Annotated in this window: 10 protein-coding genes and 1 pseudogene; all 11 read left to right on the top strand. The window is 44.5% G+C overall.

All coding sequences use genetic code 11. The features are described from left to right. The first annotated feature begins 1 nt into the window (after position 1). The 11 genes and pseudogenes from I872_RS08175 (at position 2) to I872_RS12395 (ending at position 14743) form a co-directional block, all read left to right on the top strand. On the top strand, positions 2–781 hold the full coding sequence (locus I872_RS08175; RefSeq protein WP_015605636.1) for an ABC transporter ATP-binding protein: 780 nt from the start codon (positions 2–4) through the stop codon (positions 779–781). Then, positions 762–2762: an ABC transporter permease gene (locus tag I872_RS08170; protein WP_015605635.1), complete on the top strand. Its 2001-nt coding sequence runs from the start codon at positions 762–764 to the stop codon at positions 2760–2762. The genes I872_RS08175 and I872_RS08170 overlap by 20 nt, the downstream gene beginning before the upstream one ends. A 147-nt stretch (positions 2763–2909) precedes the next feature. Next, positions 2910–3558: pseudogene (locus tag I872_RS08165) on the top strand (ABC transporter ATP-binding protein); the annotation flags it as partial. Positions 3559–3776: 218 nt separating this feature from the next. Continuing rightward, positions 3777–4640 carry an ABC transporter permease gene (locus I872_RS08160; RefSeq protein WP_015605633.1) on the top strand — a complete coding sequence of 288 codons (864 nt, stop codon included), beginning with the start codon at positions 3777–3779 and terminating at the stop codon, positions 4638–4640. Positions 4641–4660: 20 nt separating this feature from the next. Then, positions 4661–5116 (top strand): LytTR family DNA-binding domain-containing protein, encoded by a 456-nt coding sequence (locus I872_RS08155; protein ID WP_015605632.1) that lies wholly within the window; start codon positions 4661–4663, stop codon positions 5114–5116. 10 nt (positions 5117–5126) lie between these two features. Next, positions 5127–5528, top strand: a complete 402-nt coding sequence (locus tag I872_RS08150; protein ID WP_015605631.1) for a DUF3021 domain-containing protein — start codon at positions 5127–5129, stop codon at positions 5526–5528. 182 nt (positions 5529–5710) lie between these two features. Further along, positions 5711–6277 (top strand): TetR/AcrR family transcriptional regulator, encoded by a 567-nt coding sequence (locus I872_RS08145; protein WP_015605630.1) that lies wholly within the window; start codon positions 5711–5713, stop codon positions 6275–6277. A gap of 174 nt (positions 6278–6451) precedes the next feature. After that, positions 6452–6799: a hypothetical protein gene (locus tag I872_RS08140; RefSeq protein WP_041826912.1), complete on the top strand. Its 348-nt coding sequence runs from the start codon at positions 6452–6454 to the stop codon at positions 6797–6799. Positions 6800–6808: 9 nt separating this feature from the next. Beyond that, on the top strand, positions 6809–7156 hold the full coding sequence (locus I872_RS08135) for a class Ib ribonucleoside-diphosphate reductase assembly flavoprotein NrdI (protein ID WP_015605628.1): 348 nt from the start codon (positions 6809–6811) through the stop codon (positions 7154–7156). A 246-nt stretch (positions 7157–7402) separates the two neighbouring features. After that, positions 7403–14191, top strand: a complete 6789-nt coding sequence (gene bgaA / locus I872_RS08130; RefSeq protein WP_015605627.1) for an LPXTG-anchored adhesin/beta-galactosidase BgaA — start codon at positions 7403–7405, stop codon at positions 14189–14191. Positions 14192–14611: 420 nt separating this feature from the next. Continuing rightward, on the top strand, positions 14612–14743 hold the full coding sequence (locus tag I872_RS12395; protein ID WP_015605626.1) for a hypothetical protein: 132 nt from the start codon (positions 14612–14614) through the stop codon (positions 14741–14743). The last annotated feature ends 449 nt before the right edge of the window (positions 14744–15192 follow it).

Below are 15192 nucleotides of genomic sequence, written 5' to 3'. Positions count from 1 at the left end.
GATGACCTTATTAGATGTACAACACGTGAAAAAGATTTATAAAACCCGTTTTCAGGGCAGTCAAGTAGAGGCGCTGAAGGACATTCACTTTACAGTGGAGAAAGGCGAATATGTGGCCATCATGGGAGAATCAGGCTCTGGGAAGTCCACCCTGCTCAATATCCTAGCCATGTTGGACAAGCCGACTGAGGGCCGCGTCTTTCTCAACGGAACTGACACAGCAACCATCAAGAACAGTCAGGCTTCCAGCTTTCGCCGAGAGAAATTAGGCTTTGTATTTCAGGATTTTAATCTGTTAGATACCCTGTCGGTCAAGGATAATATCCTCCTGCCTTTGGTGCTCTCGCGTCGTCCTATTACTGAGATGATGCAAAAGCTGGTGACGACCTGCAATGAGCTGGGGATTAACAAACTTCAAGAGAAGTTCCCTTATGAAATTTCTGGTGGTCAGAAGCAACGGGTTGCAGTAGCCCGTGCCATCATCACAGAGCCTGAGATTTTGCTGGCGGATGAGCCGACAGGAGCTTTGGATTCCAAGTCTTCAGCTGCTCTTTTGGATGTCTTTGACGATATCAATGACCGCGGCCAGACCATTCTCATGGTGACCCACTCGACTTCAGCTGCCAGTCGGGCCAAGCGGGTGCTATTTATCAAGGACGGGATTCTTTATAACCAAATCTTTCGCGGCAACAAGACCGAGCGGCAGATGTTCCAAGAAATTTCCGATACTCTGACAGTCATGGCAAGTGAGGTGGGCGATTATGTTCAAACTAACGAGTAAACTGGCTTTATCAAATCTGATCAAAAATCGCAGTTTGTATTATCCATTTGCTTTGGCGACGGTACTGGCAACAGCGATTTTGTATAGTTTTGTCTCACTGGCTCATAGCCCCAATATGGAGACCTCTTATGGCGGTACAGCAGCTCGCATGACCCTGCAGTTTGGCATCCGAGTCATTCAGATTGCAGTGCTCATTCTCATTACTTATGCTAATAGCTTTGTTATGAAGAACCGCTCACGGGAGCTCGGGGTTTATAGCGTGCTGGGGATGGAAAAACGTCACCTGCTAGTCATGACCTTCTTTGAACTCTGCGTTTTTTATCTGGCTACGGTCGGTCTGGGGGTCTTGTCTGGCTTAGCTTTGGACAAGATGCTTTACGCAGTCCTTTTGAAATTGATGGGTCTACCAGTAGTCCTTGCCTCGACCTTCCAATGGCAAAATGTCTGGATAACTCTAGCTAGTCTGGGTGTCGCTTTTGCAGTGATATTGTTGCTCAATTCTTTACGCCTTCTACGCCATAGCTCTCTTAATCTAATGAAAGAAAAGAAAGCTGGCGAGAAGAAGGGACGCTTCCTTTTGCCGCAAACCTTGCTGGGGCTCCTGCTCATGGGTGTGGCTTATTACATGGCTTTGACCGTTACAAAACCTGTCGCTGCAATCGGCAATTTCTTTATAGCTGTGCTCATGGTTATCCTAGCAACTTATCTGCTTTTTAATGCAGGTTCGATTACACTCTTGCAATTTCTCAAAAAGCGCAAGGGCTACTACTATAAAACGCAGAATTTCATTTCTGTTTCCAATCTCATCTCGCGGATGCGTAAAAATGCAGCAGGCTTGGCAACCATTTCCATCTTGTCCACCATGCTCCTCGTGACTCTAGTTGGTACAATCAATATCTATGTTGGAGGTCAGGATTATATTACTACCTTGCATCCGAAGGATTATAATGTCAGCGTCGTCCTGCCGAAATCAACCGATCAGACGGAAGCACTGTTGGACAAGGTCCAGCAAGTCGCTCAGGAAACAGGTCTGAAGAAGCCAAACTATACTGCCTATCTTTATCAATCATCCTTCATCATGAAACTGGCTGGAAATGATATCACTGTTCCAATGCAAGGCGAGCTGAATTCGGATCCAAGTATCTTGACCAAGTCTGCTGGCACAATTACGGTCATCAATCGTCAGGATTATGAAAAAATGACAGGGAAAAAGATAGACTTGGCAGACGATGAAACTCTTGTCTATGGAAAAAATGTTTCCTTAAATAAGGACCAGCCTCTCCGAGTGAATGGCAAGGACTGGAAGATTAAGCAGATTTTACCGTCGAATTTCACGCATGGGAAAATCCCTAATCCAAACGATGTGGCCATGGAGCAGGGCCTCTATATGGTGGTCAATGATAGTAAAGCGGTTGGTCTTGATGCGGCTCATCACTACTACATTGGAATTGCTTCGGAGACTAAGGACAGTAAGAAATTTGTCGAGCAAGTCCAGCTGGCGTTGAGAGACACTTTGGATCAGGAACAGGCCCAAGATGGTAGCTACGCAATGGCCAGTGACCGTCATAGCGCAGAAAAGAGTTATCAGGAACTTACCGGAACCTTGCTCTTCATCGGTGTCTTCCTCTCCGTTATCTTCCTCCTAGGAGCTGTTCTCGTGATTTACTACAAGCAAATCTCTGAAGGCTATGAAGACCGTGATGGTTTTATTATCTTACAAAAAGTTGGTTTAGATGAAAAGCAGACCAGAAGTACCATTCGCAAGCAGATTTTGACTGTTTTCTTCCTACCTCTTATCTTTGCTTTTCTACATATAGCAGCAGTCTTTCATATGCTGCGCTTGATAGTTGCTCTATTAGGGGTGACCAATCTTCCTCTTTTAATCCAGACAACACTTGCAACTTGCGGCGTCTTCCTCCTGACCTATATTTTAGTATTCTTACTAACTTCCCGCAGTTACCGCAAGATTGTCGCCCGCTAATAAGCTTCCCTGACCCTTGGTCGGGGATTTTTTGATGGCTGGATTTTCACCTCTCATCTCCCTCATTTTACCGCTTGTCCAAGAAGCCGAGATTTTTCAAAAAAGACTTGCTATCATAGTCTCAGAAGTTAAGACAGGAGGAAAATCATGTTAGTAGAAACGAAAAATCTAACCAAAGTTTATGGCGATAAGGTAGCGGTTAACGGCCTGAATTTAGAAATTGAGGCAGGTAGTTTTACAGCAATTCTGGGTCCTAATGGAGCGGGCAAGTCGACAACGATTCAGATGTTGATTGGACTTTTGCAGCCAACATCAGGACAAATCACTTATGCAGAACAAGCCAAGCTGGGGGTGGTCTTTCAAAATAGTGTGCTAGATGCCAATTTGACAGTAGTTGAAAATCTGCAAATCCGTGCCAAGCAGTACAAGCAGGTGGCGACTGGTAAGATTGAGAAATTAATCGAGCAACTGGGGCTGACTAGCTTTGCCAAACAGCGCTACGGGACACTTTCTGGCGGACAAAAGCGACGGGTAGACATTGCACGTGCGCTGCTCAATAGTCCCGACCTGCTTTTTCTAGATGAGCCGACGACAGGCCTGGATATCCAGACTAGAGAAAGCATTTGGAAGCTGCTCAAAGAACTGCAGCAGAAGGAAAAGATGACCGTAGTCCTGACCACCCACTATCTCAATGAAGCAGACGATGCGGATAAGATTTATATCGTAGACCATGGTCAAGTCATTGCGCAAGGCTCTGCCGACCAGATCAAGGAGCGCTATGCCCGCAATGTTTTGCGGATTTTGACCCAGCATTCAGAGAGCTTGAAGGCTGCTTTGCCGACTAGCTGTGAATTTGAGCAAGGCAAGGAGAATGAATTTTTCTTTTATCCTGAAACGACCCAAGAAGCCTTGACTTTACTGAGCCAGCTTGGCTCTTATATTGAACAATTTGAATTTCAAGCAGGGACGATGGATGATGCCTTTATGGCCCTGACAGGAAGAGAGGTACGTTAAATGTTAATGTTGATCAAACGAAATTTTTTACTCTATTTCCGCAATCATAGTGGGGTGATCCTCTCTCTCTTTGGAGCCATTATTCCCTTTGTGTTATATCTGGTTTTTCTAAAGAACAACATGAAAGGCTCTTGGTCAGACAGTAGCCATGCGACGGACTTGCTTGATTTCTGGTTGATTAGCGGAACGCTGGCGGTCACCGCCTTGACAACTACCCTATCAGCTTTTTCACAACAGACGGAAGACCGAGAAAGAAAGGTGACTGCCGACCTCTTTATCACAGATTTAGGGCAATGGGGCTTGCGATTTAGCTACTTAATCAGTGCCTTTGTGATTGGCTTTGTCATGCAAGTCTTCATGTTTGCTGTCATGCTAACCTACTTTATTCTAGCGGACAAGATTTCCTTTGACTGGGGGCTTCTTCCCCAGCTGGCCTGCCTTATGTTACTCAATAGCTTGCTGGCTAGTCTCCTCAATGCGCTAGTTGTTCCTTATTTCAAATCGGTGAATTCCTTGGGTCAATATGCAACGGTCATCGGTGCGGCCTCTGGTTTTCTAGTGGGAACCTATATTCCGATTGGGACTCTGCCCAGCCTTGCCCAAAATCTCATGAAGCTGACTCCTTCAACCTACATGGCTTCCCTTTTCAGACAAGTCCTGATGAAGGAGTCTCTGACTGAAGTTTTTGCGGACCAGAGTCAGCTCCAGCAAGAATTTGAGAAGCTCCTAGGTATCCGTATCGAATGGCAAAAGCTCTTGACAAGCCAAGAAACATACTATATAGTTGGAGTAGTGCTCACGGCAGTAGCCCTCCTCTGGCTAGGTCAAAATTGGCTGCTGAATAGACGGATGAGCTTCAAGTAAAGAAAGTAGGAGGCTTAGGTTTGCAGACAAGATTTGAAGAAGATGCTCAGATTTCCTCCCAAGACCCGCTGGTGGTCGTGAGAGCGGATCAACTGGCTGGTGAGGCCAAGGTCGTCCTAGACTATCTGGAAAACTTCAAGGCTGGTCCAAGTGGTGTCCTGCCTATTAAGTCAGATGATAAGCTGGTCATGCTCAAGACGGAGGACATTATCCTGGCCGATATTAATCAGACAACCCTGATGATTTACAGTACCGAGGGCGTTTATACAACGATAGAAACGCTGACTCGTTTTCAAAATCGTCTCAATAGTCGCAATTTCATTCAGGTGTCGCGGCATGCAGTCATTAACATTGATCATCTGGAATCCTTGTCGGATAGCTTCTCGGGTAATATGACTGCCAAGCTGACCAATCAGCTCAAAACAGATGTCAGTCGCCGCTATGTCAAGCTACTTATGGACTATTTGGGAATTTAGGAGGAAAATCATGACCTTTAAAAAAATTCTGATCGGTATGCAGGATGGTCTGAGAACGGGTAGTTTGGTCTTTCTGCTGGTAGGCCTGTTCTCAGGAAAAACATTTTCGTTGACTCCTAGCTCTATTCTCAGTGTCCTCCTTGTCAGCGCCTTAATCGGAGTAGCAAGCTATATTTTTGATGCGACAGATCGCTTTCCATTTCCTTTCCTACTTTTCTGCCACTTTGTAGTGACTGCAACTATCGTTTGTTTGGCCATGATCTGCAATGACTGGGGAAGTATGCTTTTCGGTTGGTTCTTCTGGCTAAACTTTATTTTGATTTACCTCTTGGTTTGGTTCCTTATCTCCGTTGATTCGATGATCAAAACCAAGAAAATCAACGAGGCCTTGAAAAATCGTAGAAAACACTAATGTATCCAAGACGCAAGCAAGTTTAACGAGAACTTGCTTGTTTTTTTATTAACAAAGGCGCTATTATCTCAAATTGCCGTCTTCCGTTCAAAATACTATTTCGACCCTTCTTGACAAAGATTTTTAAAGTGTTATAATATGAATGAACAGAAATTAAAATTCATTCAGGGTAGGAGAGAGTCATGGACAAAAAAGCTGAATTATTGGCTGAGGCTAGGCAGGTGTTTGCTGAGAAAGGCTATAAAAAGACGAATATTTCGGATATTACCAAGCGTGCCGGCATGGCTGTTGGCTCCTTTTATAAGTATTATGACTCCAAAGAAGCTATTTTTTTAGAGGTTTATGTAGCTGAGAATAACCGCATACGTGAGGAAACCATGCAGCGCGTGGATTGGCAAGGTGAACCTGAGGCAGTCGTTGAACAGCTCTTTGCAGTCACCTTTGAGTTGATTTCGCCTAATAAAATTTTGGCTGAGTGGAGCAAGCCGGGCATTTCTCAGATCTTGCACGACTACTATAATCAAGATGCTGGTCGCGCGGCCAATGCCTTTCATCAGTTTTTGATTCAGACTTTCAGCCAGCGCTTGCAAGAGAAGGGCTTTTCTCAAGAGGAAGTCGCCCAAATCATGAAGGCTTACGATTTGATCTACTACATTGACATGCATGTGACAGAGCAGGATTTTCCAGGCTATTTTGAGAGTATCGAAACCTTGGTGAAATATTTTTTAAAGGGAATTTTTGCTAAATAAGAATTTCCTTTTCTTAGAAGATAATGTGAATGAATTTATAAAAATATTCATTCAATAAAGGAGATGGATTTGTGTGATATAGAATCTCATGTGGAAGTGAATTGGAAAAATATTTTTTGAAAGATTTGAATGAATATCAAAATCTATTCATTCAAACAAGAAAGTGAGGAAATGATGATGAAACAAGGTGGAATGCTGTTGAGTGGAAGGACTATTTTGGGGCTTTGCCTAGTTGTGATTGGTCTTTTGACCTTTGCTTATGGTGGGGTGGAATTTGGCTTTGGTCTAAGTTTGGGCTTCCAGTCTTTTTTGATTGGTGGTCTTATTTGTATCTTGCTTGGATTGCTTGCGATGCCAGGCGTGGCGGTAGCTATCAAGTTGGTGGTTTTGGCCTTGACGGTGATCAGTATCTTGCTCTATATTCACAGTATGCCTGATTTGGAAATTCTCTTACAACTGATAGCGGATGTGGCTGTTATAGGTTTTGGTGCTTTTTTGGCAGCGCTTCTTTTGAGAAAGTAGGTAAAGGAAATGATTGTAGTTTACGATTCAGTAACGGGTGTTGGGAAGCGATTTGCAGAATCGCTGGGCTATCCGACACAAAGCATCAAGGAAAAGTTGGAAGAACCCTGCATTCTAATTACTAGAAATGCAGGTGCTGGGAAAATTCCCTGGTCAAGTAAACGCTTCATCAAGAAACACTCAAGCCTGATTAAAGGTTTTGTCAATAATGGAGATTCGGTTAAGCATGGTCGGACCTTCTGCGGGGCGACAGCTTTGATTATCGAAAAATATGGGCTGCCGCATATCTGCGATATTGACCGAGGTGGCAAGGAAGCGGACATCAAACTTGTGCAGGAATACTTGGCTAAACTCTAAGAGCGATTATTTATATGATAAATCTCTAGAAAAAGGATGGGTGATAATGACTCATCCTTTTTATAGGAATGTTCGATAAAGTTTGTTTTTCTCCTAATTTTAGGAAAAAAGCTCAAAAGTATAAAAAAGGTTCTTGGCTTATTGAGATAAGCTATCTTGTTTTATAAAATAGGAGGGAAACGATTATAAAAAGTAAAACGCTTTCTTAAAAATAGAAGCGATTACTAAAAAAAGAAGGATGATCCTATGGGAAAGGATCATTGGAATCGAAAGAGAGTTTATAGCATAAGAAAGTTTTCTATTGGTGTTTGCTCGATAGTTATTGGTACTTGCTTCCTCTTATTTGGAGCAAGTGTGGCGGGAGCGACTCCAGTTTATGCCGAGGAAACAACGGTGCTGGTTGCTGCAGAAAAGCCCATTGAGGAAGAAGTAACTGCTGAACCAGTGACAAGTCAGGCAGCTGAGACTGTTGAACATTCTCAGGAGGAGAAAAAAGAAGAAAATCCTCAGCTTTCTAAAGTGGCGGAGGACATTTCAGCAGCATCTCAAAATGGAGCAAAAGAGAATGGCCAAGAAGCTACTCAAGAAAAAGCTGCTCAGCCTGAGATAAAATCTGCGACGAAGGAAGAAGTGAGCCAAATGATCGAAGATAGAAAAGTGAATTTTAATCAGAATTGGCACTTTAAATTAAACGCTAATGCTAAGGAAGCTGTCCAAGCTGAGACGGATGTCACATCATGGAAAAAATTGGATCTGCCTCATGACTGGAGTATCCACTTTGATTTTGACCATGAATCACCTGCACAAAACGAAGGTGGCCAGCTCAATGGTGGAGATGCTTGGTATCGTAAGCCTCTGAAATTAGACGAAAAAGATCTTGATAAAAATGTTCGTCTCACATTTGATGGTGTCTACATGGATTCGCAGGTCTTTGTCAATGGCCAGCTGGTCGGGCATTATCCAAATGGCTACAACCAATTTTCATACGATATTACTAAATACCTCCACAAAGATGGTCGGGAAAATGTCATCGCTGTGCACGTTGTCAACAAGCAACCAAGTAGCCGTTGGTATTCAGGAAGTGGGATCTACCGTGATGTGAGTTTGCAAGTGACAGATAAGGTGCATGTTGAGAAAAATAGTACAACTATCTTAACGCCAGAACTTGAGAAGCAGCAAGACGGTAAGGTTGCAACTCATGTGACGAGTAAGATTGTCAATACAGACGATAAAGACCATGAAATCACAGCGGAATATCAGATTGTCAGACGTGGTGGTGAGGCAGTCACAGACCTTATTCGTACTGCTAGCCAAAAAATAAAAGCCCACGAAAGCAGTACTATCCAGGCAAGCTTAGAAGTAGAAAAGCCGGAATTGTGGACTGTGTTTAAAGACAATCCTGCCTTGTACGAATTGGTGACACGGATTTATCGTGATGGTCAATTGGTCGATGCTAAGAAAGACTTGTTTGGCTATCGTTATTACAACTGGACTCCAAATGAAGGCTTCTCTCTCAATGGCCAGAAGGTCAAATTCCACGGAGTATCCTTGCACCATGACCACGGGGCTCTAGGAGCAGAAGAAAACTATAAGGCAGAGTATCGTCGCCTCAAGCAAATGAAGGAAATGGGGGTCAACTCGATTCGTACGACCCACAATCCTGCCAGCGAACAGACTTTGCAGATTGCGGCAGAGCTGGGGCTGATGGTCCAAGAAGAGGCTTTTGATACTTGGTATGGAGGCAAGAAGCCTTATGACTACGGTCGTTTCTTTGAAAAAGATGCGACTCACCCAGAAGCTAAAAAGGGTGAAAAATGGTCTGACTATGACCTGCGGACCATGGTTGAAAGAGGCAAAAATAATCCTGCCATCGTTATGTGGTCAATCGGAAATGAAATCGGTGAAGCAAACGGCGATGCTCATTCGTTAGCGACGGTTAAACGCTTAGTCAAGGTCATCAAGTCAGTTGATAAGACCCGCTATGTCACGATGGGAGCTGACAAATTCCGCTTTGGTGATGGTAGTGGTGGTCATGAAAAAATCGCAGATGAACTGGATGCGGTTGGCTTTAACTACTCAGAAGATAATTACAAGGCCTTACGTGCCAAACATCCAAACTGGTTGATTTATGGTTCTGAAACATCTTCGGCAACTCGTACGCGTGGTAGCTATTTCCATCCAGAGCAAGAATGGGTTGGAAGCAATCAATCTTGGCGCAACTATGAGCAGTCTGACTATGGGAATGACCGTGTCGGTTGGGGAAAAACGGCCACTGCTTCTTGGACTTTTGACCGAGACAATGCGGGCTATGCAGGACAATTTATCTGGACAGGCACAGACTATATCGGCGAGCCAACTCCTTGGCACAACCAAAACAACACGCCTGTGAAAAGTTCTTACTTTGGAATAGTGGACACGGCGGGCATTCCGAAAAATGACTATTACCTTTACCAAAGTCAGTGGGTTTCAGCTAAGAAGAAACCGATGGTTCACCTGCTTCCTCATTGGAACTGGGAAGATCAAGATTTAGCGGACAATGTTGCAGATGCTGAAAATAAAATACCAGTCCGTGCATACTCCAACGCTGCTAGTGTCGAATTGTACTTGAACAACCAATCTTTGGGAGTTAAGAAATTTAATAAAAAAGAAACCAGCGACGGTCGTAGCTATCAAGAAGGAGCAAATCCTCAAGAACTCTACCTTGAGTGGAAAGTGGCTTATCAGCCGGGAACTTTGGAAGCTGTAGCTCGTGATGAGCAAGGTAAAGAAATTGCCCGCGACAAGATTGTCACAGCAGGTCAGCCAGCAGGTGTACGCTTGGTCAAGGAAGAACATGCTATCGCAGCAGATGGAAAAGACTTGACCTATATCTACTATGAAATCGTCGATCGTGACGGCAATGTCGTGCCAACTGCTAATAACCTTGTTCGCTTCCAGTTGCATGGACAAGGCCAGCTTGTCGGTGTAGATAATGGTGAGCAAGCCAGTCGTGAACGTTACAAGGAACAAGCAGACGGTTCTTGGATCCGCAAAGCCTTTAACGGTAAAGGAGTTGCCATTGTCAAATCAACAGACCAAGCAGGTAAATTCACGCTGACTGCCCATTCTGGTTTATTAAAATCAGACCAAGTGACGGTCTTTACTGGCAAAGACGAGCAGAAAGAAAAGACTGTTTTGGGTACAGAAGTGCCAAACGTTCGTACAGTTTTGGGACAAGCTCCAAGCTTGCCAGCGACAGTTCCTTTTGTTTACAGTGACGGTAGTCGTGCAGAACGCCCTGTAACTTGGTCACAAGCAGACGTTAGCCACTCAGGCATTGTAACCGTTAAAGGAGAGGCAGACGATCGTCAAGTAGAAGCACGTGTGGAAGTTTTAGCTGTTGAAAGAGAATTGCCAGTCATCAAACGAGTAGCTCCTGGAACGGACTTGAACAGTGTAGACAAGTCGATCCCTCTTGCTCTAACTGACGGCAGTGTCGAACATTATGATGTAGATAGATGGGAAATCGCGCCAGAAGATCAAGCTAAATTGTCTGTGGCAGGTTCTCGTATTCCAATGACAGGTCATCTAGCAGGCGATACCATTTCTGCTACCTTGCTCGTTGAAGAAGGGCAAGCAGCTGGACCTGTGACGCCACTAGTGACTGTGGGTGGTGAGGCAGTATCGGACCTGACTAGTCAAAAACCAGTCCATTATCAAAGCCTTGCCTATGGAGCGCAACTCCCTTCAGTGGCAGCTACAGCTGAAAATGCGGATGTGACAGTGGTTCAAGCTAGTGCTTCAAACGGTATGCGCGCAAATATTTATGTACAGCCAAAAGATGGTGGGGCCCTGCAAACTTATGCAGTGCAATTCTTAGAAGAAGCTCCTAAAATTGACCATTTGAGTCTCCAAGTTGAGCAAGCTGACGGTCTCAAAGAAGACCAGACTGCCCAATTAACTGTTTTGGCTCACTATCAAGATGGCACTCAGGCAGTTTTACAGGCAGATAAGGTGGCCTTCTCTACGAAAGGTGAAGGAGAAGTTGCCGTTCGTAAAGGAAGCTTAGAACTGCACAAACCAGGAAATGTGACTCTGAAAGCAGAGTATGACGGTGCTGAAGGGCAAGTGGAACTAGCGATTCAAGCCAATACGGAGAAGAAAGTGGTTCAAGCAGTCCGCCCAGTCCATGTGGTAACAGACTTGCATCAAGAACCAAAACTGCCAACAACCGTGACGGTTGAGTACGAAAAAGGTTTCCCTAAAGTTCATAAGGTTACTTGGCAGGCTGTCGAAAAAGAAAAACTTAATCGCTACCACACTTTTGAAGTGGTCGGAAAAGTTGAAGGTATTGAGCAGGAAGCGCGTGCTAAGGTGTCTGTGGAAGGCATTGTCGCAGTAGAGGAAGTCAGCGTGACAACTCCACTTGCGGAAGCACCACACCTGCCAGAGAGTGTCCGGACTTACCATTCAAATGGGCAAGTTTCTTCAGCAAAAGTTGCTTGGGACGCTATTTCGCCAAGTCAATATCAAAAAGAAGGCGTCTTCACGGTCACTGGTCAGGTAGAAGGCACTCAGTTGCCAACCAAACTCCATGTCCGTGTCTCTGATAAGACCGAAAATGGAGCCAATATTTCGGACCAATGGACAGGTTCAGAATTGCCGCTGGCCTTTGCTTCGGACTCTAATCCAAGTGACCCAGTATCTTATGTTAATGATAAGGTGATTTCTTACAATGACCAACCAGCCAATCGTTGGACAAACTGGAACCGACAAGATGAGGCTTCAGTGGGCGTTCTCTTTGGAGATTCTGGCATTATGACCAAGCGGGCGGTTGACAATCTAAACGTAGCCTTCCACGAAGATCACGGCGTTGGGGCTCCGAAATCCTACGTGATTGAGTATTATGCTGGCAAGACCGTGCCGACTGCGCCTAAAAATCCTAGCTTTGTCGAAAGCGAAGAGCATGTCTTCAACGATGCTACCAACTGGAAACCGGTGACCAACCTCAAAGCACCAGATCAACTCAAAGCTGGGGAAATGAATCACTTTAACTTTGATAAAGTCGATACTTATGCCCTTCGGATTCGTATGGTGAGAGCGGATGACAAGTGGGGAACCTCGATCACAGAAGTCCAAATCTTCTCCAAACAAGTGGCGGCAGCGAAAGAGGCAGAAACCCGCATCCAAGTGGCTGGTCAAGACTTGCCAAACTTTAACCCAAGCTTGACTGACTATTATCTCCCAGCTAACGATGGGCAAGTACCAGCAGTAACTGCTAGTGTCAGCAATAATGGTCTGGCAACAGTCGTGCCAAGTGTCCATGAGGGAGATCCTGTCCGTGTTGTCGTGAAAGCTGAGAATGGAGATATCCTCGGAGAATACCGTCTCCACTTTACAAATGATAAAGACTTGCTGGCTCGCAAACCGGTAGCAGCAGTGAAACAGTCTCGCTTGCTTCACCTAGGTCAAAGTCTAGACTTGCCAAACAAAGTTCCTGTTTACTTCACTGGTACATCAGACTATGAAGTCAAAGACCTGACTGTTGAGTGGGAGCCAGTTCCGGCTGAAAATCTGGCAAAAGCTGGTGAATTCACTGTTCGAGGTCGCCTTCTAGGTAGTGACCTACCTGTCGAGCTATCTGTCCGAGTGACCGATAAGCAAGGCGAGTCTGTATCAGACAATCCATATTATGATGAAAATAGCAATCAAGCCTTTGCTTCAGCAACCAATGATATTGACCCAGGTTCTCATGACCGTGTGGACTATATCAATGATGGAGATCATGATGATAGTCGTCGTTGGACCAATTGGTCTGCCACTCCGTCAGAGAATCCAGAAGTCTCAGTAGGTGTCATCTTCAAGGACCAAGGTAGGATTGTTGAGCGGACGGTCGTTCAAGCTAAACTGCGCTTCTTTGCCGATAGCGGAACAGATGCACCATCTAAACTTGTTTTAGAGCGCTATGTTGGACCAGATTTTGATGCTCCTGTCTATTACTCAAACTACCAAGCCTACGAACCAAATCATCCGTTTAACAACCCTGACAACTGGGAGGCAGTCCCATATAACATCAACCAGGAAATCCAGGCAGGTACGGAGCTCACAGCAAGCTTTAACGCTGTTCAGTCTAAAGCGATGAGATGGCGGATGGAAAGAAAAGATGACAAGAATGGAGTTGCTCTGACGGAGATGACTTTCTTGGCACCAAGTGAATTGGCTAAGGAAAGTACAAATTCTAAGATTCTAGTAGATGGAAAAGAACTGCCAGACTTCTCTCAAGAACGTCAGAATTATCAAGTGACTTATACAGGTCAACGTCCGAAGATCACAGTAGCAGAAAGCGATCAAGTAGCTTCGACGGTTGTGGATAGTGGAGATGACCATTTGCCAGTCTTGGTGCGCCTTGTTTCAGAAAATGGTAAGCAGGTCAAGGAATATCGCATCCAATTGACCAAGGAAAAACCAGTGACTGGGAAAACTGCAGCTGCTGTCCAAGAGGAACTTCCAAATCTAGAAGTCCTCGAACAAGAGCTCAACTTCCAAACAGTTGAAAAAGAGGATCCGACGCTCAAAATAGGAGAAAAGCGTGTGGCTCAAGAAGGCAAAAATGGTCAGGAACGAGTTCTTACAGAAGTTTACCCAGATGGCAAGCGAGAAGAAAAGCTACGAGAAGTTCTACAAGCTCCGACAGATCGAATCGTCCTCGTCGGAACGAAGAAAGAAACTCCTCAGCCATCACATGAACCTCACCATGTGACTCCTCAAAAACCAGAAGAGACCGGTAAGGGCGAAACTAGGATTGTAGAAGTTGAGAAAGATCAAAGTCCGACTCAGCCAGCAGCAGAAAGACCTGCTCAAGCACCAGCAAAAGCTGAGGAAGAAAAAACAAATGCTGAAGAAACAAAATCGGAAGCTAGAAAAGCAAGTCAAACAGACAGTGGTCGTTTGCCAAATACAGGAAACCGTTCTGCGCAGGTAGCAGCACTGGCAGGAATGGGACTGTTAGGCTTAGTAGCTAGTCTTGTAGCAAAACTAAAGAAAAAAGAAGATTAAGTCTCGTAGAGGATTAATCTTGACAACTAAAACTGTCGAATGAAGAGAGTGGTACAGAAATCGGTAATTCGTTAGAATTAGATTTCGTCGTCCCACCTCCGCACAGTTGAGTAGGGCTGTAAAAGACTGATGAAATCAGCGTAGTAGAGCCCACTCAACCACTGCGTCTTGCTCGACAATCCCAAAGACAATTGAGAGGCTAGGACTTTTGTCCCAGCCTCTTTTACTGTTTTTCTAGGGGTTTGTAGAAAATAGAGCAACTGAACTATCAATCGCGAACTTTCTGTTTAAGATGACAAAAATGTAAGTTTAAAGCTTAAAATGAAAGGTTATTCGATGGTAGCGGGACGGGGAATTTTATATCATATAGGTGTAAGGAAAAACAAATCAAAATAAGATCCAAATAAAAGGAGGCCCACTATGAAAACAAATCTCTTCAACCATAAACAAAAGACACCAATGGCGCAGAAGATTTCCAAAGAAGAAATCGAAAAAACCAGACTGGGCTGTGCATCAAGCCAGTATTATTTCTGGCTACAATATAGTCATTAAGAAGCAGATGCAGTGAAGGGGCTGGAGAGTGGGACAGAAATCGGTAATTTGTTAGAATTCGATTTCGTCGTCCCACCTCCGCACAGTTGAGTAGGGCTGTAAAAGCTGATGAAATCAGCGTAGTAGAGCCCACTCAACCACTGCGTCTTGCTCGATAATCCAAAGACAATTGAGAGGCTAGGCCTTTTTTCCCAGTCCCACCACCTTTTTGTCCAAATGGAACTAAAAGTTTAGAGAGGGACACTTGCAAAGCAAGGCAAATCATACAGCCAGCTCCCTCCAATGAGCATCAGATTTTTATATAACTTGAGGAACGCTAAGTGACAAAAATGTAAGATTAGCGTCCAAAATGAAAGATTAGCTTATGGAAACTTATGGGGCTTTTCGGTATGATAATAGTATCGTTTTTAGTTTGCTTTCAGTAGGGGGCAGCAGCTCAGCTAATCTTA

Source organism: Streptococcus cristatus AS 1.3089 (assembly GCF_000385925.1).
GTDB classification, from domain to species: domain Bacteria; phylum Bacillota; class Bacilli; order Lactobacillales; family Streptococcaceae; genus Streptococcus; species Streptococcus cristatus_B.
The sequence above is the reverse complement of the archived record's forward strand: the minus strand, read 5'-3'. Positions and strand labels throughout refer to the sequence as shown.